Origin of the sequence: Methylophilus sp. 42, assembly GCF_000384155.1 — a bacterium.
GTDB lineage: Bacteria > Pseudomonadota > Gammaproteobacteria > Burkholderiales > Methylophilaceae > Methylophilus.
Genome location: NZ_KB913031.1, coordinates 541,074 through 561,313, shown reverse-complemented (window position 1 = coordinate 561,313; position 20,240 = coordinate 541,074). Strand labels below are relative to the sequence as shown.

Annotated in this window: 27 protein-coding genes and 4 tRNA genes; 1 reads left to right on the top strand and 30 read right to left on the bottom strand. The window is 50.8% G+C overall.

The genetic code is table 11. From position 1 onward, the window contains the following. Positions 1 to 92: 92 nt before the first annotated feature. From MET42_RS0102660 to MET42_RS0102615, 10 genes are all read right to left on the bottom strand, one after another. A tRNA-Thr gene (locus tag MET42_RS0102660) sits at positions 93 to 167 on the bottom strand. A gap of 20 nt (positions 168 to 187) precedes the next feature. Further along, positions 188 to 263 (bottom strand) — tRNA-Gly (locus MET42_RS0102655). Positions 264 to 333: 70 nt separating this feature from the next. Next, positions 334 to 418: transfer RNA gene (locus MET42_RS0102650), tRNA-Tyr, on the bottom strand. A gap of 62 nt (positions 419 to 480) precedes the next feature. Continuing rightward, positions 481 to 556 (bottom strand) — tRNA-Thr (locus MET42_RS0102645). A gap of 145 nt (positions 557 to 701) precedes the next feature. Next, complete coding sequence (locus tag MET42_RS0102640; protein WP_019881206.1) at positions 702 to 1,115, bottom strand: ClpXP protease specificity-enhancing factor; 414 nt, start codon at positions 1,113 to 1,115, stop codon at positions 702 to 704. A 61-nt stretch (positions 1,116 to 1,176) separates the two neighbouring features. Beyond that, positions 1,177 to 1,776 carry a glutathione S-transferase N-terminal domain-containing protein gene (locus tag MET42_RS0102635; protein WP_019881204.1) on the bottom strand — a complete coding sequence of 200 codons (600 nt, stop codon included), beginning with the start codon at positions 1,774 to 1,776 and terminating at the stop codon, positions 1,177 to 1,179. A 65-nt stretch (positions 1,777 to 1,841) separates the two neighbouring features. Next, positions 1,842 to 2,552 carry a cytochrome c1 gene (locus MET42_RS0102630; RefSeq protein WP_232411247.1) on the bottom strand — a complete coding sequence of 237 codons (711 nt, stop codon included), beginning with the start codon at positions 2,550 to 2,552 and terminating at the stop codon, positions 1,842 to 1,844. Continuing rightward, a complete protein-coding gene (locus MET42_RS0102625) occupies positions 2,552 to 3,838 on the bottom strand; it encodes a cytochrome bc complex cytochrome b subunit (protein ID WP_019881201.1) in 1,287 nt (428 codons plus the stop codon). Before MET42_RS0102625 ends, MET42_RS0102630 begins: the two co-directional genes overlap by 1 nt. Before the next feature lie 5 nt (positions 3,839 to 3,843). After that, a complete protein-coding gene (gene petA / locus MET42_RS0102620) occupies positions 3,844 to 4,464 on the bottom strand; it encodes a ubiquinol-cytochrome c reductase iron-sulfur subunit (protein ID WP_019881200.1) in 621 nt (206 codons plus the stop codon). A 116-nt stretch (positions 4,465 to 4,580) separates the two neighbouring features. Then, positions 4,581 to 5,327: a Nif3-like dinuclear metal center hexameric protein gene (locus MET42_RS0102615; protein ID WP_019881199.1), complete on the bottom strand. Its 747-nt coding sequence runs from the start codon at positions 5,325 to 5,327 to the stop codon at positions 4,581 to 4,583. A 56-nt stretch (positions 5,328 to 5,383) separates the two neighbouring features. On the opposite strand from MET42_RS0102615, the gene MET42_RS0102610 reads away from it, so the two are divergent. Beyond that, complete coding sequence (locus MET42_RS0102610; protein WP_019881198.1) at positions 5,384 to 6,538, top strand: S1C family serine protease; 1,155 nt, start codon at positions 5,384 to 5,386, stop codon at positions 6,536 to 6,538. 1 nt (position 6,539) lies between these two features. On the opposite strand, the gene tatC is transcribed toward MET42_RS0102610, so the two are convergent. The 20 genes from tatC to MET42_RS0102510 form a co-directional block, all read right to left on the bottom strand. Continuing rightward, entirely contained in the window at positions 6,540 to 7,277 is a 738-nt protein-coding gene (gene tatC, locus MET42_RS0102605; RefSeq protein WP_019881197.1) for a twin-arginine translocase subunit TatC, read from the bottom strand. Positions 7,278 to 7,301: 24 nt separating this feature from the next. Beyond that, positions 7,302 to 7,862 carry a Sec-independent protein translocase protein TatB gene (gene tatB, locus MET42_RS0102600; RefSeq protein ID WP_019881195.1) on the bottom strand — a complete coding sequence of 187 codons (561 nt, stop codon included), beginning with the start codon at positions 7,860 to 7,862 and terminating at the stop codon, positions 7,302 to 7,304. A gap of 13 nt (positions 7,863 to 7,875) precedes the next feature. Beyond that, a complete protein-coding gene (tatA, locus tag MET42_RS0102595) occupies positions 7,876 to 8,058 on the bottom strand; it encodes a Sec-independent protein translocase subunit TatA (protein ID WP_019881194.1) in 183 nt (60 codons plus the stop codon). A 29-nt stretch (positions 8,059 to 8,087) separates the two neighbouring features. Further along, positions 8,088 to 8,417, bottom strand: coding sequence for a histidine triad nucleotide-binding protein (locus MET42_RS0102590; protein ID WP_019881193.1), 330 nt, complete (start codon positions 8,415 to 8,417; stop codon positions 8,088 to 8,090). Next, positions 8,414 to 8,731: a phosphoribosyl-ATP diphosphatase gene (locus tag MET42_RS0102585; protein WP_019881192.1), complete on the bottom strand. Its 318-nt coding sequence runs from the start codon at positions 8,729 to 8,731 to the stop codon at positions 8,414 to 8,416. The genes MET42_RS0102590 and MET42_RS0102585 overlap by 4 nt, the downstream gene beginning before the upstream one ends. Continuing rightward, the gene (gene hisI / locus MET42_RS0102580) at positions 8,724 to 9,107 is read right to left on the bottom strand and encodes a phosphoribosyl-AMP cyclohydrolase (RefSeq protein ID WP_019881191.1); all 384 of its coding nucleotides are present in this window, start codon (positions 9,105 to 9,107) and stop codon (positions 8,724 to 8,726) included. The genes MET42_RS0102585 and hisI overlap by 8 nt, the downstream gene beginning before the upstream one ends. After that, a complete protein-coding gene (gene hisF / locus MET42_RS0102575; RefSeq protein WP_019881189.1) occupies positions 9,104 to 9,868 on the bottom strand; it encodes an imidazole glycerol phosphate synthase subunit HisF in 765 nt (254 codons plus the stop codon). The genes hisI and hisF overlap by 4 nt, the downstream gene beginning before the upstream one ends. Continuing rightward, the gene (gene hisA, locus MET42_RS0102570) at positions 9,868 to 10,611 is read right to left on the bottom strand and encodes a 1-(5-phosphoribosyl)-5-[(5-phosphoribosylamino)methylideneamino]imidazole-4-carboxamide isomerase (protein WP_019881188.1); all 744 of its coding nucleotides are present in this window, start codon (positions 10,609 to 10,611) and stop codon (positions 9,868 to 9,870) included. Before hisA ends, hisF begins: the two co-directional genes overlap by 1 nt. A 53-nt stretch (positions 10,612 to 10,664) precedes the next feature. Further along, positions 10,665 to 11,309 carry an imidazole glycerol phosphate synthase subunit HisH gene (gene hisH, locus MET42_RS0102565; RefSeq protein ID WP_019881187.1) on the bottom strand — a complete coding sequence of 215 codons (645 nt, stop codon included), beginning with the start codon at positions 11,307 to 11,309 and terminating at the stop codon, positions 10,665 to 10,667. A 16-nt stretch (positions 11,310 to 11,325) separates the two neighbouring features. Further along, a complete protein-coding gene (gene hisB / locus MET42_RS0102560; RefSeq protein ID WP_019881186.1) occupies positions 11,326 to 11,916 on the bottom strand; it encodes an imidazoleglycerol-phosphate dehydratase HisB in 591 nt (196 codons plus the stop codon). Between the two features lie 158 nt (positions 11,917 to 12,074). Beyond that, positions 12,075 to 12,956, bottom strand: coding sequence for a 3-hexulose-6-phosphate synthase (gene hxlA, locus MET42_RS0102555; protein ID WP_019881185.1), 882 nt, complete (start codon positions 12,954 to 12,956; stop codon positions 12,075 to 12,077). A gap of 217 nt (positions 12,957 to 13,173) precedes the next feature. Further along, positions 13,174 to 14,238: a histidinol-phosphate transaminase gene (gene hisC / locus MET42_RS0102550; protein WP_019881184.1), complete on the bottom strand. Its 1,065-nt coding sequence runs from the start codon at positions 14,236 to 14,238 to the stop codon at positions 13,174 to 13,176. A gap of 24 nt (positions 14,239 to 14,262) precedes the next feature. Continuing rightward, positions 14,263 to 15,558, bottom strand: coding sequence for a histidinol dehydrogenase (gene hisD / locus MET42_RS0102545; protein WP_019881183.1), 1,296 nt, complete (start codon positions 15,556 to 15,558; stop codon positions 14,263 to 14,265). Positions 15,559 to 15,591: 33 nt separating this feature from the next. Continuing rightward, positions 15,592 to 16,233: an ATP phosphoribosyltransferase gene (gene hisG / locus MET42_RS0102540; protein ID WP_019881182.1), complete on the bottom strand. Its 642-nt coding sequence runs from the start codon at positions 16,231 to 16,233 to the stop codon at positions 15,592 to 15,594. A 2-nt stretch (positions 16,234 to 16,235) separates the two neighbouring features. After that, the gene (gene murA / locus MET42_RS0102535; protein ID WP_019881181.1) at positions 16,236 to 17,501 is read right to left on the bottom strand and encodes a UDP-N-acetylglucosamine 1-carboxyvinyltransferase; all 1,266 of its coding nucleotides are present in this window, start codon (positions 17,499 to 17,501) and stop codon (positions 16,236 to 16,238) included. A gap of 2 nt (positions 17,502 to 17,503) precedes the next feature. Next, positions 17,504 to 17,812, bottom strand: a complete 309-nt coding sequence (gene grxD, locus MET42_RS0102530; RefSeq protein ID WP_019881180.1) for a Grx4 family monothiol glutaredoxin — start codon at positions 17,810 to 17,812, stop codon at positions 17,504 to 17,506. 30 nt (positions 17,813 to 17,842) lie between these two features. Continuing rightward, positions 17,843 to 18,088, bottom strand: a complete 246-nt coding sequence (locus MET42_RS0102525) for a BolA family protein (protein ID WP_019881179.1) — start codon at positions 18,086 to 18,088, stop codon at positions 17,843 to 17,845. 65 nt (positions 18,089 to 18,153) lie between these two features. Beyond that, the gene (locus tag MET42_RS0102520) at positions 18,154 to 18,960 is read right to left on the bottom strand and encodes an ABC transporter permease (RefSeq protein ID WP_019881175.1); all 807 of its coding nucleotides are present in this window, start codon (positions 18,958 to 18,960) and stop codon (positions 18,154 to 18,156) included. Then, positions 18,957 to 19,871: an ABC transporter ATP-binding protein gene (locus MET42_RS0102515; protein WP_029512301.1), complete on the bottom strand. Its 915-nt coding sequence runs from the start codon at positions 19,869 to 19,871 to the stop codon at positions 18,957 to 18,959. The genes MET42_RS0102520 and MET42_RS0102515 overlap by 4 nt, the downstream gene beginning before the upstream one ends. 75 nt (positions 19,872 to 19,946) lie before the next feature. After that, complete coding sequence (locus MET42_RS0102510) at positions 19,947 to 20,240, bottom strand: lipid asymmetry maintenance protein MlaB (RefSeq protein ID WP_232411244.1); 294 nt, start codon at positions 20,238 to 20,240, stop codon at positions 19,947 to 19,949.

The following is a 20,240-nucleotide window of genomic DNA, read 5'->3' as shown; positions in this document are numbered from 1 at the left end:
GCCAATAATTGTTTTCACAAATTATGCGACGCGGATGACAGCACCCTTGCACGCGACTACTTACCAAGCCCCGTAGATTTACAGAGCAAATCTGGTGCCCATGGCGGGAATCGGACCCGCGACCTCTCCCTTACCAAGGGAGTGCTCTACCACTGAGCCACATGGGCGTTTTGCCTATTGTTATTGTTGGAGCGGGCGACGAGGTTCGAACTCGCGACATCTTGCTTGGAAGGCAAGTGCTCTACCAACTGAGCTACACCCGCACTATGCAGAACACCCAAGGAGGGTTCTCACCGACCCGCTTTACAGCAATACCTACAGGCAATCATTTTTTGGTGGAGAGGGCTGGATTCGAACCAGCGTACTCAGAGAGAACGGATTTACAGTCCGTCGCCTTTAACCACTCGGCCACCTCTCCAAAAAATCGACCGCGATTATCGCGGTTAATGCCGCTAACGTCAATGTCAGCCAACATAAATTTGGTGCCGGGTATCGGAATCGAACTGATGACCTTCGCATTACAAGTGCGCTGCTCTACCAACTGAGCTAACCCGGCATTTCAGGAAGGCGCAACTATATCACTTTTTTTAGGAAGTGATCTAGTGCTTTTTTAAGAATTTTTTATTTTTCGCTGAAAAAATGCAACGTCGTTTCTGCATATAGACAAATCGCGCCACAGACGATGGCAAACAGGCCCTTTTCTACTTAACTACCTTGAGGTGAGATTTTTTAGCAGCAGGCACTTCCGGCACCTCATCTACTGGCATCGCAGCACGGGTTCCCGGCTCCGGGGCCTGACCATCCACTACTTCAAAAAACATGCCCTGGCCATTCTCGCGCGCGAACACGCCCCCTACCCGGCTAATTGGCACATATATATGCTGTGCAACCCCACTGAAACGGGCGGAAAACACTACTGCATCGTTATCAATATGCAGATCCTTCACCGCCGTGTAATTCATGTTGAGCACAATCTCGCCATTTTTTACATAGGCCATAGGTACCCGCGTATGCGCATCGACTTTCACCAACAGATGTGGCGTCAATCCATTATCAACGCACCACTCATGTATGGCACGTATCAGGTAAGCGGTGGTAGGGATCAGGGTGCTCATGCGAATTTCCTTAAAAAAACAGCGCGAAGGGTATTCGCGCTGCTTGGGGGACTGGCTGACGTTATTTACGCATTGCCTTTTCAGAAGGCGTCATGGCTTCCGCGTACATCGGGCGGGAGAACAGGCGCTCTGCGTATTTCAGCAATGGCGAAGCCTGATTTGGCAACTCAATGCCGTAATGGCCCAAGCGCCATAACAATGGCGTGATGGCAACGTCAAGCATGGAGTACTCATCCCCCATCAGGTAACTTTGCTTGCCAAAAATTGGCACCAATTGCGTCAGGTTATCACGCACCACTTTACGTGCCTTGTCTGCCGTCTCTTCATTACTGGATTCAATATCCTTGATATGGCTGAACAAGTCTTTTTCAAAGTTGTACAGGAACAGTCGCGCACGCGCACGCATCACAGGATCCGCAGGCATTAACTGCGGATGTGGAAAGCGCTCATCAATATACTCATTGATGATATTGGCTTCCGACAACACGAGGTCGCGCTCAACCAACACCGGCACTTCGCCATATGGATTCAAAATGGCCAAATCTTCGGTTTTGTTGGTCAGGTCAACATCAATGACTTCAAAATCCATGCCTTTTTCGAACAATACGATACGGCAACGGTGACTGTAAGGATCGACAGTACCCGAATACAATCTCATCATAATTTATTTTCCCTATAAAAAAAGACACCAAGGCCTCACGCCTTGGTGTCGGACTTGGTTTGCAATTAGCGAATATCTTTCCAGTATTCGGTTTTGATTTTCTTCACCAAGACGAACAATACAGACAGGAACAGCAACACCAGCACGCCAATCCAGTAGCGGGATTGTTTGGCTGGCTCAGCCATAAATGCCAGGAAGTTGGTCAAATCACCCGCAAACTGGTCGTACTCCTCAGGACTCAGCTTGCCTGCTTTTTCCAGCTTCAGCGTGTGTGTTTCATGATCCAGCACTTGCACACCCTGCAACTCATACAACACGTGCGGCATTGCCACTTTGTCAAACACCTGGTTATTCCAGCCGGTTGGACGTGTGTCATCCTTGTAGAAGCTACGCAGATAGGCATACACCCAGTCCGCGCCTCTCGCGCGCACTTCAACGCTCAAGTCAGGCGGTGCAGCACCGAACCATTTCTTGGCATCTTTAGGATTCATGCTGACGCGCATGGTCTCACCAACCTTTTCACCGGCAAACAGCAAGTTTTCCTTGATCTGTTTGTCGGTGAGGCCGATATCCTGCAAACGGTTGTAGCGCATGTAATTGGCACTATGGCAATTCAAGCAGTAATTGACAAAAATCTTGGCGCCGCGCTGCAATGACGCTTTATCCGTCATCTTGATTGGTGCCTTGACATCAATGTGCACTTCATTGGCCAATGCCACGCCAGAAACCAGCAGTGTCAGGCTAGCAAAAGCCTGCAAAAACATTTTCTTCATCATTAGTATGTCACCCTTTCTGGCACAGGCTTGGTTTGATCTTTTTTGGTGTACCAAGGCATTAATACAAAATATGCAAAGTAAATCGCCATACAAATGCGGGCAACCACAGTCGCACGGTCTGCGCCCCCCAGCCATGGCCCGAACTGACCCCAGACATCGCCCGGAACCGTACCCAGATAGCCCAGAATGACAAAGCTGATAACAAAGGCGGTCAACCAGCGCTTGTACAATTTGCCACGGTAGCGAATCGACTTCACCGGGCTTCTGTCCAACCAGGGCAGGAAGGCAAATGCAACAACTGACAAGCCCATCGCCACTACTCCGGGGAATTGCGAAATACCGATTGGCGGCACGGCGCGCAAGATGGAGTAATAAGGCGTGAAGTACCATACCGGTGCAATGTGTGCCGGCGTTTTCAGCGGATCAGCCGGCACAAAGTTGTTGGCTTCAAGGAAGTAACCACCCATCTCCGGCATAAAGAACACGATGGCAAAGAACACCATCAGGAACGCGACCACACCTACCAGGTCTTTTACCGAGTAGTAAGGATGGAAAGGAATGCCATCCAGTGGAATACCGGTTGCCTTATCTTTATGCTTTTTGATTTCAACGCCATCAGGGTTATTAGAGCCAACCTCGTGCAAAGCGACGATATGCACAGCGACCAGGCCCAACAGCACTAACGGCAAGGCAATCACGTGGAAAGCAAAGAAGCGGTTCAAGGTTGCATCAGACACCAGATAGTCACCACGCAACCACTCGGACAAGTCAGGACCGATGAATGGCACGGTAGAGAACAGGTTCACAATCACCTGCGCACCCCAGTAGGACATTTGACCCCATGGCAGCAGGTAGCCGAAGAACGCCTCACCCATCAACACCAGGAAAATACCCACACCAAACAACCAGATCAGTTCACGTGGCGTTCTGTATGAGCCGTAAATAATGCCACGGAACATGTGCAGGTAAACCACCACAAAGAACATGGAAGCGCCGGTAGAGTGCATATAGCGAATAATGTTGCCACCGAACACATCGCGCATGATGTATTCCACTGAAGCAAATGCCAATTCAGCATCCGGCTTGTAGTTCATGGTCAAAAAGATACCGGTAACGATTTGCAGTACCAGCACCAATAAAGCCAAAGAACCAAAAAAATACCAGAAGTTGAAATTTTTTGGCGCGTAATACTCGGTCAGATGTCCCTTGATAGTACTGGTCAGCGGGAAACGGGCATCTACCCAATCCAGCACGCCAGCGGCAATCGTTTTATTATTATTTGCCATGATATTTAAGCCTCCGCCTTTTTATCTTCACCAATCAGCAATGTGGTGTCTGTCAGGTACTGGTGTGGTGGGATCAACAGATTTTTGGGTGCTGGTGAACCTTTGAACACACGACCGGACAAGTCGAATTTAGAGCCGTGACATGGACAGACAAAACCACCTGGCCACTCCGCCGTCTCTACAAAGTTATCGTTTGGCGAGCAACCCAAATGCGTGCATGTACCCAACATCACAGCGTATTCAGGCTTAATTGAACGATCTTTGTTTTTACAGTATTCAGGCTGTTGTGGTACTTCCAGGTTAGGATCAGACAACTGATCGTCATGCTTAACCAGTTTGGCCAGCATTTCTGGTGTACGGCGCACAATCCATACTGGCTGACCGCGCCACTCGGCCGTCATTTTCTCACCTGGCTTCAGCTTGCTGATATCCACCTCCACAGGTGCACCGGCCGCTTTGGCGCGCTCACTCGGCAACATGCTGCCGACAAACGGCACCGCAACAGCAGCAACACCCACAGCGCCTGTAGCCGCCGTGGCTTTCACCAAGAAGTCGCGTTTTTGCAAATCCACCTCAGATGGCTGGCAAAACGACAAACAGTTGTTGTCAATTTTGTTTTCTGACATTGGCTTCCTTAATCTACCCTTTTGGGGCAACAGTGTGATCAAAACTTGAGTCGCGATTATACATTTTTCGCAGAAACAAGCCAAATTTAATTCAATAAGTCATTGATATTAATCAACTAAACCGGGTTATCCAGCTCAACATAAATGTGCTCAATGCCATACTTTTCGGCGATCCATTGCCCCAGGGCCTGCACGCCATAGCGCTCAGTGGCGTGATGGCCAGCACTAATGTAAGCCGTATCAGTTTCGCACACGGTGTGCCAGGTTTGCTCCGAGACCTCACCACTGATAAACACGTCCACGCCGGCATTCACCACCTGCTGGATATAGGATTGCGCCGCCCCCGTACACCAGGCCACTGTTCGCACCTGTTTTTGCGGATCGCCCAGCAACTGCGCCTGTCGCCCCAGGCAAGTGCTCACATACTCACCCAGCTGCACGAGCGTCATGGCTTGTGGCAACTCAGCCACTGGCAACATGTTTTTATCATCAAGATAACGTGTGATTGACCACTCGAACACCTTGCCCAGTTGCACGTTATTACCTACCTCAGCATGCGCATCCAGCGGCAAATGATAGGCCAACAGACTCAGATCATGTGTCAGCAGGCGTTTTAAGCGCTGACGCTTCAGGCCTGTCACCTCCGCAGCCTCACCACGCCAAAAGTATCCATGGTGTACCAGAATCGCATCGGCATCTGCCGCAATCGCCGCCTCAATCAAGGCCTGGCTAGCCGTCACGCCACTGACAATACGCCTGACTTGCGGTCGACCTTCTACCTGTAAACCATTTGGGCAATAATCTTGAAATTTGCCAACTTGTAAAAAATTGGCTAACTCAGTGACAAGAAGATTCAATTCCATCTCTGACTCTCATATATACTAGGCATTTGTTAAGACATTCACTTACTTTTGCAATTATGCGACATCTCTGGTCTATCTTCTCACAAGCCGTCACCGTTTGTCTGGGCATTTTGTTTGTCTTGAAGTTATTTTATCCCGGCGTATTAACACAACCCAGCCAACCAGCAGTCACCAAACAAGCCGCCAGCAACACTACCGCTGCCATTGCAAAAAACGGCTACCGTACAGCGGTCAGTAAAGCCATGCCCTCGGTGGTCAATATATTCACCACCGCGCGTATTAGCCAGGATCCTCACCATGCCTTAAAAAATGACCCGCTGTTCCGTCACTTTTTCGGTGACGAAATGGAAGAAGAGGACGAGCAGCCAGAAAACAGCCTGGGTAGCGGCGTGATTGTCAGCGCTGACGGCCTGATCCTGACCAACAACCACGTCATCAGCTCGGCCGACCAGATTGAAGTAGCCCTAAGTGATGGCAGCAAATCGTCCGCTACCGTGGTTGGCACCGACCCGGACACAGACCTGGCGGTGCTAAAAATTGACCGCAAAAATCTGCCAGCGATTACCTTTAGCAATAGCGACCAAATGAAAGTCGGCGATGTCGTGCTGGCCATTGGCAACCCGTTCGGCGTCGGCCAGACCGTGACCCAAGGCATTATCAGCGCACTGGGCCGCAACCATTTGGGTATTAATACCTTTGAAAACTTTATCCAGACGGACGCCTCGATTAACCCGGGCAACTCTGGCGGCGCGCTCATAGACGTCAACGGCAGCCTGATTGGCATCAACAGTGCGATTTATTCGCGCAACGGCGGCAGCATGGGCATCGGCTTTGCCATTCCGGTCAGTATTGCCAAACAGGTCATGGAACAAATCAGCTCCAGCGGCACGGTCACACGTGGCTGGATCGGGATTGAAGCCCAAGACATCACCCCTGAGCTGGCAGAGTCATTTAACCTGAAAACGGCTAACGGCTCACTGATTGCAGGCGTGTTGCTGGATAGCCCGGCTGATCGTGCCGGATTGCGTCCTGGCGATATTCTGGTGGGTATTGATGATAAGCCTGTGGCAGACAGTCAGTCCATGCTGAATATTATTGCCATGCTCAAGCCACGCGAAAAAGCCACCTTATCCATCATACGCGCCGGCAAGAAAGTGAATATTGCATTGGTCGTAGGTAAGCGCCCACTACCGAGTAAAATCCCGCAATAGCTTAGTTGATAGCAGAGTCGCTGGCGGCTGGTTGCGGTAGCCAGCGCACTACCAGCAGACCAATTTCATAGAGCAACCACAACGGGATGGCCAACATACACTGGGAAACGATATCTGGCGGCGTGAAAATCGCCCCCAGTACAAAAGCACCCACGATGACATAAGAGCGTGATTCTTTGAGTTGTGCCAGCGTGACCCAGCCCATGAGCGCCATCAACACTACAGCAATCGGCACCTCAAACGCAAACCCAAAGGCCAGGAACAGGCCAATCACAAAATCAAGATATTCGGCAATGTCCGTCATCACCGTCACACCAGCCGGTGCACTACCCACTAAAAAGCTAAACACAACAGGAAACACCACAAAATAGGCAAAGGCCATACCGATAAAAAACAAAGCCACTGCCGATGCCAACAAGGGGCGGATCAATCGTTTTTCATGTGCATATAAACCAGGCGCAACAAAAGCCCAGCATTGATAAATCATCCATGGCAACGCGATCAGGAATGCCGTCAGCATGGTAACTTTCATCGGCACAAAAAACGGCGTGGTGACTGCGGTCGCGATCATTTGTGCGCCTTGTGGCAATTTGGCCAGCAACGGTGCGGCCAGCAAGCTATACAGTCGATCGGCAAAAGGGAACAAGGCAGCAAACACCACCAGCCATCCTACAATCGCTCGCAACAAACGATGGCGCAATTCGATCAGGTGGGAGATAAAACTTTCGGTCGGCGTCATGATAGAAGGGAAATCCGGAACGGCTTAAGCAAGCGGTTTGTGTTCAGACACTGGCGCTGTATCGTCATTTTTCTTGGCGGCATTGCGCGGACGGCGCGGTTTCTTCTGATCTTCCGCAGCGACAGCAAACAACTCCGCCTGCGGATCGGCATCCAGCAATTTATGCTCTGCCGCTGGTTGAGCGACTTCGGTAATTGTTTCCTCAGCATTCGCAACAGGCTTACGCTGACGCGGCTTGCGTGGTTTTTTGACCGTGACAACATCGACATCCACCACGGTCGCCTCAACTGCTTCGCTCACCGGCGTTTTATTCGCTGCCGCTTCCGCCATCACCGGCGGCAGAATGCTTTGCTCAATCTCATCATAGCCTTGCCGCAAGCCGGACTGCACTTCTTGCTGCAGCGTTTGCAGTTCAGCAAAACGCGTTTCGCGATTCACTTCGTCCTTCACTTGCGTGACAAAGCGCTGCAAACGACCAAAAAAAGCGCCCGCAGTGCGGGCGACTTTTGGCAACTTCTCCGGCCCGATAACTACCAGGGCAACCAAAGCAATGACCAGCAATTCTGAGAATGAAATATCAAACACAATGCGTCAGCACTTATTTGTTTTTGTCAGACAACTCTTCAGGCTTGGACTCCGCCTTGCCTTCATTGACGGCTTTTTTAAATTCATTCACCGCACCGCCGACATCACCGCCAATATTACGCAGCTTCTTGGTGCCAAATACCAACACCACAATCAGCAATACAATCAGCCAATGCCACAAACTAAATGAACCCATGGTAATCTCCTTTATCTTGTCTGGTGGTACTAAGCAACTGCGCCGCCGCCAAACACGTGCAGATGAATATGAAACACTTCCTGACCGCCTTCACGACCCACATTCATCACCGTTTTATAACCAACCAGGCCTTGTTCAGCCGCCAGTTTGGCCGCTAACAACATCATCTTGCCCAACAACGCCTGATGCTCGGCTGTACAGTCTTTCAGTGTTTCGATGTGTGCTTTGGGCACAATCAGGAAATGCGTTTTTGCCAAGGGACGAATATCGTGGAACACAATGACATCTTCGTCCTCATAAATTGTTTTAGATCGAATATTGCCAGCAGCGATTTTGCAAAAAATACAATCTGCACTCATTCTGTTCTGCTCGCTTTCTCTGCAATGCCAGATAAGCCTTCACGGCGCGCCAGCTCATCGAGCACGTCCTGCGCACTGAGTCCGGCATGACTCAACATCACCAAGGTATGAAACCACAAATCGGCAGTTTCATAAATAATTTCTTCAGCTTTACCGCCCTTGGCCGCAATCACGGTTTCAGTCGCTTCTTCGCCTATTTTTTTCAGGATGCTGTCCATGCCTTTGGCATAGAGTTTAGCAACGTAAGAAGAAGATGGGTCGGCCGTTTTACGCTGCTCCATCAATTCAGACAGTCGGTTTAAGACATCACTCATGGTAAATCGCTTTCGGATCTTTGATCACCGGCTCTACCGTGACCCAGGCATCATCTTGCAACTGCTGAAAAAAGCAATTGTGTCGACCAGTATGACAAGCAATCCCGCCCAGTTGTTCGACAGTAATCAAGACGACGTCGTCGTCGCAATCAAGGCGGATATCATGCACGATTTGCGTATGGCCGGACTCTTCACCCTTATGCCACAATTTATTGCGCGAACGGGAGAAATACACCGCATGCCCGGTATCGCGCGTCAGCTGTAAAGCTTCGCGATTCATCCAGGCAAACATCAGAATTTTGCCTGTATCTTTTTCCTGGGCAATCACAGGCACCAGGCCGTCAGCCGTCCAGGCGACTTGATCCAGCCAGCTCATCGCACTTCCAGTCCGTGTTCACGCATATAGTCTTTGGCCTGTTGTACTGTGAATTCACCATAGTGAAAAATACTTGCTGCCAACACCGCATCGGCGCCACCCATCGTCACGCCATCCACCAGGTGCTGCAAATTACCAACGCCGCCAGAGGCAATCAATGGGACATCGACGGCATCACTAATCGCCTTGTTGAGCGGGTTATTGAAGCCAATTTTAGTGCCATCGCGATCCATGCTGGTCACCAGCAATTCACCCGCGCCCAGGCTGACCATTTTTTGCGCCCACTTTACGGCATCCAAGCCAGTGGGGTTGCGGCCACCATGCGTGAACACTTCCCACTCAAACGGCTGGTTATCTACTTTTTTGGCATCAATCGCCACCACGATACATTGCGAACCAAAGCGGCTGGCCGCATCTTCAACCACTTGTGGATTGAGCACCGCCGTTGTATTGATACTGACCTTATCTGCACCGGCATTAAGCAAGCGGCGCACATCCTCCACCTTACGCACGCCACCACCAACGGTGAGTGGGATAAATATCTGTTCGGCGACACGTTCTATAATGTGCAAAATCAGGTCGCGGTTATCAGAGCTGGCAGTAATATCCAGAAAAGTCAGCTCATCAGCGCCTTGATCGTTGTAGCGTTGCGCGATTTCGACCGGATCACCGGCATCGCGCAACTCCAGGAAATTCACCCCTTTGACCACACGGCCATCAGTGACATCCAGGCAAGGAATAATGCGTTTGGCACAGCCCATTATTGACCGCTCAGCTGATCAGCCAACTGTTGTGCTGCCGCGAAGTCGAGCGTGCCTTCATAAATGGCTCGGCCAGTGATCGTACCGATAATGCCCTCATCCTGCACCGCACACAGTTTGCGCACGTCATCCAGATTGGTGACACCGCCACTGGCGATGACAGGAATGGTTAATGCCTGCGCCAGCGCAACTGTAGCTTCAATATTGACGCCCGTCAGCATGCCATCGCGGCCAATGTCTGTATAGACAATGCTTTCCACGCCGTAGTCTTCAAACTTTTTCGCCAGGTCAATCACGTCGTGACCAGTCAATTTGGACCAGCCATCGACAGCGACTTTGCCATCCTTGGCATCCAGGCCGACCATAATCTGGCCAGGGAAGGCGTAGCAGGCTTCGTGCAAGAAACCTGGATTTTTAACCGCAGCCGTGCCGATGATGACATAACCGATACCGTCATCCAGGTAACGCTCAATAGTGTCGAGGTCACGAATGCCACCACCCAACTGGATAGGGATATCCCCACCCACAGCGGCGACAATAGACTTGATCGCATCTTCGTTGACGGGTTTTCCGGCAAACGCACCGTTCAAATCTACCAGGTGCAAACGTTTACCGCCTTTATCTACCCAATGCCGTGCCATAGCGCCCGGGTCTTCGGAAAATACTGTGGACTCTTCCATCAGGCCCTGCTTCAAACGGACGCAGTGGCCATCTTTCAAATCAATTGCTGGAATAATTAACATGTTGTTTTCAATAGATAAATAACGAGTAGTGACTAAAACGACTGAAAATCCGTTTAGGGTTTCCAGTTTACAAAATTACGCAAAAGTTGCAAGCCTGCATTGGCGCTCTTTTCCGGGTGAAACTGTACGGCAAACACATTATCACGCGCAATCGCGCCCGTATAATCGAACGGATAAGCTGTCGTGGCAGCGGTTAACGTAGCCTCTTCTGGTGCGACATAATAACTATGCACATAATAAAAGCGCGCCTGATCCGGGATCTCGGACCACAGAGCATGGGCCTGTGTTTGATGCACCTGACTCCAGCCCATATGCGGCACTTTCAGTTTAGCACCTTGCTCATCATGCATTTTGTCTGCAGGAAAGCGCTTCACTTCACCGCGGTAGACACCCAAACCAGGCACATCACCCTCTTCCGAATGCTCAAACAGCATCTGTAAACCGATGCAAATACCTAAAAACGGTTTTTGTTGTGTCGCATCGATCACCGCCTGGCGTAAATGGCGTGCATCGAGCTCACGGATACAATCCGGCATCGCACCTTGTCCAGGAAACACCACGCGCTCCGCCTGTGCAATCTGCTCAGGATCGCTGGTGACGGCGACAGAAATGGAAGGGGCCACCGCTTTAAAAGCGTTGGCCACCGATCTTAAATTACCCATGCCATAATCAACAATGGCAACTTGCAAGCGACTCATGGTTAGCAATCAGGCGTTATAACGCACCCTTGGTAGATGGCATCAATCCTGCCATACGTGGATCTGGGGTCGCGGCGATACGCAGCGCACGACCAAAGGCTTTGAATATGGTCTCTGCCTGATGATGGGCATTATGACCCTTGAGGTTATCAATATGCAGTGTCACCAGTGCATGATTGACAAAGCCCTGGAAGAATTCATGAATCAGGTCCACATCAAACTCGCCGATCATGGCGCGCGTGAAGGTGCAATCAAACGCCAAACCCGGGCGGCCAGACAGATCCAGCGCCACACGGCTCAAGGCCTCGTCCAGTGGCACATAACTATGACCGTAACGGGTCAAGCCTTTTTTATCACCCAATGCTTTGGTAAACGCCTGACCGAGCGTGATGCCAATGTCTTCAACCGTGTGATGTGCATCGATATGCAAGTCACCGTTGGCATGAATCTTTAAATCAATCATGCCGTGACGGGCAATTTGATCCAGCATGTGGTCTAAAAAGCCCAAACCGCTGTGCAAGTCTGATTGGCCGGTGCCATCGAGGTTAATCGAGACGGTAATTTGTGTTTCTAGCGTATTACGCGTGACTTCAGCTTGACGTGACATATAAGAGAGGAAAGGTGATCACAGAGAGTTTGCAAATATTGCGTTCATTTTACAGCAAGTCCTGCCACACTGGCAAAAAGCTGTCATGAAAAACAAAAAAGCAGCCCAGATGGGCTGCTTTTTCAAATCAGAAAGCGATCCGTAAGGATAGCAGTCGATTATTTAGCTTCTTCAGTGGCTGGTGCAGCTTCTGCAGCAGGCGCCGCGTCAGCTGGAGCAGCTTCTTCGGCAGCCGGGGCTTCAGCAGCAGGTGCAGCGTCAGCTGGAGCAACTTCTTCAGCAGCTGGTGCTTCAGCAGCAGGAGCAGCTTCTTCAGATTTTTTGCCCAACAAAGAGAATACCAATACAGCAGCAACTGCAGCAATGATCCATGGCAGCAATTTGTTACCGCCTTTAGTGGCAGTACCAGCACCGTGAGCGATCTTGGTGATTTCAGTTGCAGCGGCTGCTGGGTCAGCAGCACCGTAGATAGCCGCACCGGCAACTACGATATCAGCACCAGCATCAACTACTTGTTTAGTGGTTGCAGCTTTAACACCGCCAGCAACAGACACTTTAGCACCTGTTTTCAGACCGGATACCAGACCCAGGTCAGCAAATGGTGTTTGACCAGCCGCTTGTTGGTCCAAACCAGTGTGAACACCAATAATGTGTGCACCCAATTTAACCACTTCCAGCGTACGGGCTTTTTTATCTTTAACGTTGATCAGGTCGATTTGCGCTTCTTTGCCATACTTGTTGGCAGCGTCGATTACGCCTTTGATCGTACCGATATCTGCAGTACCCAAAACGGTACAAATATCAGCACCAGCTTTGTAGAATGGCTCAGCTTCGTAAAAGCCAGCATCCATGGTTTTCAGGTCAACCAGAATTTTGTTATTAGGGAATTTTGAACGCAATGCTTTCAACAATTCGATACCGTTGTGTTTGATACAAGGGGTACCAATTTCCAGAATATCAACGTGTGGAGCAACTTTAGCTGCCAAAGCGATCGTTGCGTCGAAATCCAATGAGTCCAATGCCATCTGGGTTTGTGCCATTTTTCTTCCTCCGAGTTTGCTCTATTTTAAATCCAATGAATCAATGCGCAGCAATTATGCAAACGCAACCCTCACTGCACATTATGTACAATAGCGTGCATCATAACCGTATTTTCAAAAAAATGACAATATTGCGACGATTTTTTTTAAGTCACGATACAACCATTTGCAGCCCATTAGCAGGCAGATTACGGCAGATACTTTGATTTTAACGACATCAAGCCTGCACGATAGATTGCAATGCCTGCATCAAGGCCTGATTTTGAGATGTGTTGCCTATGGTAATGCGCAAAAAGTCAGTGATACGTGCCGGTTTTTTAAAGTGGCGCACAATCACCGCCTGTTCACGTAAGCTCGCGGCCAATTGCTCTCCCGCGTATTTTGGATGGCGCGCAAAAATAAAGTTGGCGCCAGATGGCAACACTTCGAACCCCAAGCCTTGCAAATCCAGCACCAGTTGATCACGCGCAGCGATCACTTGCTGGCGGGTTTGCTGAAAATAGGCTTCGTCTTGCAAGGCGGCAATGGCGCCCGCTTCCGCAAAGCGGTCTATCGGATAGGAGTTGAAACTGTCTTTTACACGAATCAAAGCCTCAATCAACGCCGCATGCCCTACGGCATAACCCACCCGTAAGCCCGCCAGAGAACGCGATTTTGAATAAGTATGCGTGACCAGTACATTGGAATATTGATTCACCAAAGAAACGGCTGACTCGGTTCCGAAGTCAACATAGGCTTCATCAATCACGACTACGGATTGCGTATTGGCTTTTAATAAATGTTCAATCTCGCTCAGCGCCACTGGGATTCCGGTCGGCGCATTGGGGTTAGGGAAGATAATGCCGCCGTTGGGGCGCAAGTAATCGTCAATCGCAATCTCAAACCGTGCGTTCAATGGCACTGTTTCAAAGTCAATGCCGTAAAGACCGCAATAAACCGGATAGAAACTATAAGTGATATCCGGGTAAAGCAGTGGCTGATCGTGCTTGAGCAAGGCCTGAAACACATGCGCCAGTACTTCGTCCGAGCCATTACCCACAAACACCTGATTGGCTTGCAAACCATGATATTCGGCAATCGCTGCTTTCAGGCGGCTGGAATCCGGATCCGGGTACAAACGCAAACTGTCAGCTGCCTCCGCCTGCAGCGCTGCAATCACTTTTGGGCTAGGCCCATAAGGGTTCTCATTGGTATTCAGCTTGACCAGGTTTTGCAGTTTTGGCTGCTCACCCGGCACATAAGGGGTCAGACTGTGTACCAGCTTACTCCAATATTGACTCATGACATTACTCTTAAATTCAACCAGTTATTTCAAGCGATATTCAGCACTACGGGCGTGCGCCTGCAACCCTTCGCCATACGCGAGAGTGGCGGCAATCTTGCCCAGTGTTTGCGCCCCGGCGGATGACACCATAATCAGGCTGGAACGCTTCTGGAAGTCATACACCCCCAATGGCGAACTGAAACGCGCGGTACGTGAGGTTGGCAATACATGGTTGGGCCCGGCACAATAATCGCCCAGCGCTTCACAGGTATCTCGACCCATAAAAATCGCCCCGGCGTGTTTGATGTGTTTGCTGAATGCCAAGGCATCATCCATAGACAACTCCAGGTGTTCAGGGGCAATGAAGTTACAAATCTCAGCCGCTTCGGCCAAATCTTTCACCTGAATCAAGGCGCCGCGGTTTTGTAATGAAGTGCGGATAATATCCTGACGTGGCATTTCGCCAACCTGGCGCTCAATACTCGCCTGCACCTGGTCAAGAAACTCAGCACTTGGTGACAGCAAAATCGCTTGCGCCAATTCATCATGCTCGGCCTGGCTGAACAAGTCCATTGCTGTCCAGTCTGGATTGCTCTGGCCATCACTGATGACCAGAATTTCTGACGGGCCAGCCACCATATCAATGCCAACCACGCCAAACACCCGGCGCTTGGCTGCGGCCACATAAGCATTGCCTGGTCCGACAATTTTATCCACTTGCGGCACGGTCTGCGTGCCGTAAGCCAAGGCGCCTACCGCTTGCGCACCACCGACACAGAACACACGATCGACACCACACACTGCCGCCGCAGCCAGCACCAGCGGATTTTTCTCACCATTTGGCGTAGGCACCACCATCACCAATTCTTGCACGCCAGCCACTTTGGCAGGAATCGCATTCATGAGTACCGACGAAGGATAAGCCGCTTTCCCCCCTGGCACATAGAGGCCAACGCGGTCCAGCGCGGTCACTTGCTGACCCAGCAAAGTACCGTCGGCTTCAGTGTACTGCCAGGACTGCATGACTTGTTTTTCGTGGTAGCTGCGCACGCGGTCAGCGGCCGCCTGCAAAGCCTCACGTTGCACTGCTGGCAAGCCATTTAAGGCTGCATGCAATTCCGCTTGCGGGATTTCCAACGCCGCCAGACTGGTGGCGTTGGTTTTATCAAAACGATTGGTGTATTCGAGTACCGCTGCATCGCCACGTGCTTTCACATCCTTGAGGATGTTGGCAACCACCTGGTCGATATTGTCATCCTGCGCGGTTTCAAAAGCTAACAGCGCTTTTAATTCAGCATCAAAACCTGCGTCCTGCGTATTTAAACGTTTAATCTTCATAGATCTCTGTCAGTTAATCTTTTCGAATAGCGGCTAATTTTTTTGAATAGCACCGGCAAAACTGTCAATAATCGGTTGCAACAACGGACGATTGACCTTGTAAGAAGCCTGATTGACGACCAGGCGCGAGCTGATCGCACCGACCTCTTCCACCGCTTTCAGCTTGTTGGCACGCAAGGTGCCGCCCGTGCTGACCAGGTCGACAATCGCATCCGCCAAACCCACCAACGGGCCCAGTTCCATGGAACCATACAGCTTAATTAAATCCACATGCATGCCTTTGGCGGCAAAATGCTCGCGTGCCGTTTTGACATATTTGGTAACCACTTTCAGGCGCGCGCCCTGGCGGATACTGGCTTCGTAATCGAAATCCTCACGCACCGCCACCATCATTTTGCAACGCGCGATATTGAGGTCCAGCGGCTGGTACAAACCTTCGCCGCCATGTTCATCCAGCACATCCTTGCCAGCGATGCCCAAATCCGCTGCCCCATATTGCACATAAGTCGGTACATCGGTTGCACGTACAATAATCAGACGCACATCTGCGCGATTGGTTGGCAAAATCAGCTTGCGCGAAGATTCGGGATCTTCCAGCGCCTGTATGCCAGCGGCTGCTAACAGCGGCGTGGTTTCCTCAAAAATGCGCCCTTTGCTGAGTGCAATAGTAATCATGATTAGTTCGATCTGCGCACTTTGGCGCCCAGTTGATTCAGTTTCTCTTCCAGCTTCTCGTAACCGCGGTCCAGATGATAAATGCGGTCAATCACCGTTTCGCCATCTGCGACCAAACCGGCTAACACCAGTCCAGCAGACGCACGCAAATCAGTCGCCATCACATTGGCCCCTTCCAGCGCGGACACGCCTTGCACCATGGCAGTATTACCCTGCACATCAATATTGGCGCCCATGCGCTGCAGTTCTTGCACATGCATAAAGCGGTTTTCGAAAATGGTTTCGATCACCGTACACACACCCTCTGCTACTGTATTCATGGCCATAAATTGCGCCTGCATATCGGTGGGGAAAGCCGGGTGCGGTGCCGTACGCACATTGACCGCTTTCAATTTGCCAGTACTTTTGACCGTGATGCTATGACTGTCATGACTGATATTCGCCCCGGCTTCACGCAGCTTTTCAATTACTGCTTCCAGCAAATCAGCGCGGGCATTTTTCAAAGTCACTTCGCCACCTGTCATCGCAGCAGCCACCATATAGGTGCCTGCTTCAATACGGTCACACACCACATGGTGCTGCGCACCGGTCAGGCGCTCAACGCCCTCAATCGTAATGGTATCGGTACCCGCACCAGTAATCTTGGCGCCCATTTTATTCAGGCATTCTGCCAGGTCAACGACCTCAGGCTCCTTGGCAGCGTTCTCCAGCACGGTAGTGCCTTGCGCCAGCGCAGCCGCCATCATCAGGTTCTCGGTGCCGGTGACAGTGACCATATCCATATAGTACTTGGCGCCTTGCAAACGGCGGTTTGGCAAGTGCAAGGTGCTGGCCTGGATATAACCATGCGTAATATGCATGGCTGCGCCCATGGCTTGCAGACCCTTGATATGCAAATCTACCGGCCGCGAGCCGATCGCACAGCCACCTGGCAGAGAAACACGCGCCGTGCCGAAACGAGCCAGCAACGGGCCCAGTACCAGAATGGAGGCGCGCATGGTTTTCACCATTTCATAGGTCGCTTCAAACGAAGCCACGTCGCTGGCATCCAGCGTGACCTGATCGCCTTCTTTGCTTACTTTCACACCCATGGTGTCCAGCAACTCGAGTGTCGACGCGACGTCGCGCAACTCAGGCACACCGGTTAAGGTAAAAGGGGTTTCTGCCAGCAGACCGGCACATAAAATCGGCAACGCGGCATTTTTGGCGCCAGAAATCACCACTTCGCCATGCAGCGGCACGCCGCCTTCAATAATCAGTTTGTCCAAAATTACGCTTTCGACAACAGGGTTTGCAGTTCACCGCTTTGATACATACTGCGCATAATATCGGCACCACCAATAAATTCGCCATCAACATAGAGCTGCGGAATCGTTGGCCAGTTAGCGTATTGCTTGATCCCTTCGCGGATATCCATGTCTTGCAACACGTCAATCGCCACATACTCGGCGCCACAGGCGCTCAAGATTTGCGCAGCCACGCTGGAAAAACCACATTGTGGGAATTTCGGGCTACCTTTCATATACAACACTACTTTGTTATTGCTTACCGTGTCTTTAATTTGTGCTTGTGCATCCATGTTGACTGACTCCAAATATTTATTAAAACGCTAGGCTTGCTGTTGCTGCCATTGCGTCGGGGTATAGGTTTGCATAGACAGCGCGTGAATCTCGACACGCATGCGGTCACCCAATGCGGCGTAGACCAATTGATGCTGCTGGACCATGCGCTTGCCTTCAAATGCCGGGCTGACGATCACCGCATCAAAATGGGTGCCGTCATCGCCATTCACTTTCAGGTAATCGCATTCCAGTCCGCTGCGGATGTATGCTTCAAGTTGCGCTGCTGTTAACACAAAACCTCACTTATTCAACAAAATACAGCGGGACGAGGCAGGAAGCTGTTTCCTGCACTTATCCGCTAACTGCGTAATTTATAACCGGATTTTAACATCTTTAGGCATAGCCACGCCAATGCCAGCAAGAAGCTGCCAACAACCGCGAGACTGAGCCAGGGAGAGACATCGCCATGACCAAAGAAGCCGTAACGGAAGCCATCGATCATGTAGAAAAACGGATTCAATTGCGACACAGCTTGCCAGAACGGCGGCAAGGAGTGAATCGAGTAAAACACGCCGGACAAAAAGGTCAGCGGCATAATGACAAAGTTCTGGAAAGCCGCCATCTGGTCAAACTTGTCCGCCCAGATGCCGGCGATAATGCCAAACGTACCAAGCAAGGCACTACCCAGTAAGGCAAACGCGATAATCCAGCCCGGATACACGGTGGGCACGCTGACAAAGCACAAGGCCACCAGATAAATGCTCAAACCAACCAGCAAACCACGGATCATCGACGCCGCCAGGAATGCAGCAAAGAATTCAAGTGTATTAATCGGCGTCAGCAGTAAAAAGACAATATTACCCATCACCTTGGACTGGATCAGGCTGGATGAACTGTTGGCAAAGGCATTTTGCAACAATGACATCATCATCAGGCCTGGCACCAGAAAAGCGGTATAGCTCACCTGGTCGTAGACTTTGACGTGCGACTCCAGCACATGCGAAAAAATCAGCAGGTATAACAATGCGGTCAGGATGGGCGAAGCGACGGTTTGGAACGCCACACGCCAAAAGCGTAACAGCTCTTTTTTAAACAGCGTATAAACACCACGCCAGCGCGGGCTGACTTTGTCATCCAGCCAGAAGAAAGGATTTAGCCATTTCATGCTGATGCCCCTTTCTGGTTACCGACCAGATTCAAGAACACGTCTTCCAAATCCGCCTCCTGCAATTGCATATCCTGAATGGCCACATTGGCTTCACGCAAGACGCTTAAGACCATTTCAACCTGTGACAACTCGGATAATGCCAGTACCACTTCATCCCCATTCTGTTGCTTGAGCAAAGATTGCAGTTGCGTTGGCAACGGGCCAGTCAGGCGCAAAGAAAGCTGTTTGGCGGCATGACTCTTCAGCAATGCACGCGTGGTATCCAGCGCGACAATCTTGCCATGCTTCATCATGGCCACGCGCTCACACAAGGCTTCGGCCTCTTCCAGATAATGCGTGGTCAAAATAATGGTATGCCCTTGCTGATTGAGCTTTTGAATAAACGCCCACAGCATTTGCCGCAACTCGACATCCACGCCGGCCGTGGGCTCATCAAGCACAATCACTGGCGGCTTATGTGCCAAAGCTTGTGCGATCAACGCCCGGCGTTTCATGCCACCAGACAATTTACGCATATTGGTATGTGCTTTATCCGTCAGGCCAAGGCCTTCAATCACTTCGTCGACCCAGGCGTCATTTTCAGGGCCATGGCCAAAATAGCCGGCCTGGAAGCGCAACATTTCGCGCACATTAAAAAACGGGTCAAACACCAGTTCTTGCGGCACCACACCCAAGGCGCTACGCGCACGCTGATAGTCAGTTTGCACATCATGGCCCATGATGCGGATACTGCCACTAGTAGGCTGCAACAAACCCGCCAGCAGGTTAATCAAAGTCGACTTGCCCGCGCCATTCGGGCCCAGCAAAGCAAAAAACTCGCCTTGCTCAATGCGCAAATCGACCCCTCGTAGCGCTTCGAACTCGCCAAAGCGCTTGGTAATGCCTGAAATTTCTATGGCTGCAGCCACGTATGACCTTTCGCTATCCCACAAAAAACGAAACCCCACCTCGTCAGAGCTGGGGCTGTTAGACTGGATTTTCAACTAACTCAACAAGAATCCGTCGACACCGTAAAGTTGCATCAAACTTCGCAGATTTTCCGGTACCCCAATCACTGACATTGCCCCAGGTTCGGTATGCTGATGATTAAGCTGCCGCTGAATTTCCAGAATCAGGCTGACGGCGACCGTATCGACCTCATCTACCTTTGTAAAATCCAGGGTTAATGGTGACTCAAGATGCAAGGTTTGCAAATGATTCAGGGTTTCGCTGACATTCGTAATCAGCAAGTTACCACTGAACTGCAAAGTGTTTTCCTGTTGCGTAATTTGAGCCAC

Bases quoted from the DNA above. Each gene is read 5' to 3' on its own strand.
- MET42_RS0102610 (WP_019881198.1), top strand. From the start codon at position 5,384: ATGCGACATCTCTGGTCTATCTTCTCACAAGCCGTCACCGTTTGTCTG.
- MET42_RS0102630 (WP_232411247.1), bottom strand. From the start codon at position 2,552: ATGATGAAGAAAATGTTTTTGCAGGCTTTTGCTAGCCTGACACTGCTG.
- hisG (WP_019881182.1), bottom strand. From the start codon at position 16,233: ATGATTACTATTGCACTCAGCAAAGGGCGCATTTTTGAGGAAACCACG.
- tatA (WP_019881194.1), bottom strand. From the start codon at position 8,058: ATGGGTTCATTTAGTTTGTGGCATTGGCTGATTGTATTGCTGATTGTG.
- MET42_RS0102520 (WP_019881175.1), bottom strand. From the start codon at position 18,960: ATGAAATGGCTAAATCCTTTCTTCTGGCTGGATGACAAAGTCAGCCCG.
- hisB (WP_019881186.1), bottom strand. From the start codon at position 11,916: ATGTCACGTCAAGCTGAAGTCACGCGTAATACGCTAGAAACACAAATT.
- petA (WP_019881200.1), bottom strand. From the start codon at position 4,464: ATGTCAGAAAACAAAATTGACAACAACTGTTTGTCGTTTTGCCAGCCA.
- MET42_RS0102615 (WP_019881199.1), bottom strand. From the start codon at position 5,327: ATGGAATTGAATCTTCTTGTCACTGAGTTAGCCAATTTTTTACAAGTT.
- hisI (WP_019881191.1), bottom strand. From the start codon at position 9,107: ATGAGCTGGCTGGATCAAGTCGCCTGGACGGCTGACGGCCTGGTGCCT.
- MET42_RS0102585 (WP_019881192.1), bottom strand. From the start codon at position 8,731: ATGAGTGATGTCTTAAACCGACTGTCTGAATTGATGGAGCAGCGTAAA.
- MET42_RS0102590 (WP_019881193.1), bottom strand. From the start codon at position 8,417: ATGAGTGCAGATTGTATTTTTTGCAAAATCGCTGCTGGCAATATTCGA.
- hisD (WP_019881183.1), bottom strand. From the start codon at position 15,558: ATGAAGATTAAACGTTTAAATACGCAGGACGCAGGTTTTGATGCTGAA.
- MET42_RS0102625 (WP_019881201.1), bottom strand. From the start codon at position 3,838: ATGGCAAATAATAATAAAACGATTGCCGCTGGCGTGCTGGATTGGGTA.
- hxlA (WP_019881185.1), bottom strand. From the start codon at position 12,956: ATGGCACAAACCCAGATGGCATTGGACTCATTGGATTTCGACGCAACG.
- hisF (WP_019881189.1), bottom strand. From the start codon at position 9,868: ATGGGCTGTGCCAAACGCATTATTCCTTGCCTGGATGTCACTGATGGC.
- hisH (WP_019881187.1), bottom strand. From the start codon at position 11,309: ATGAGTCGCTTGCAAGTTGCCATTGTTGATTATGGCATGGGTAATTTA.
- hisC (WP_019881184.1), bottom strand. From the start codon at position 14,238: ATGAGTCAATATTGGAGTAAGCTGGTACACAGTCTGACCCCTTATGTG.
- tatC (WP_019881197.1), bottom strand. From the start codon at position 7,277: ATGACGCCGACCGAAAGTTTTATCTCCCACCTGATCGAATTGCGCCAT.
- grxD (WP_019881180.1), bottom strand. From the start codon at position 17,812: ATGGATGCACAAGCACAAATTAAAGACACGGTAAGCAATAACAAAGTA.
- hisA (WP_019881188.1), bottom strand. From the start codon at position 10,611: ATGTTAATTATTCCAGCAATTGATTTGAAAGATGGCCACTGCGTCCGT.
- MET42_RS0102640 (WP_019881206.1), bottom strand. From the start codon at position 1,115: ATGAGCACCCTGATCCCTACCACCGCTTACCTGATACGTGCCATACAT.
- MET42_RS0102635 (WP_019881204.1), bottom strand. From the start codon at position 1,776: ATGATGAGATTGTATTCGGGTACTGTCGATCCTTACAGTCACCGTTGC.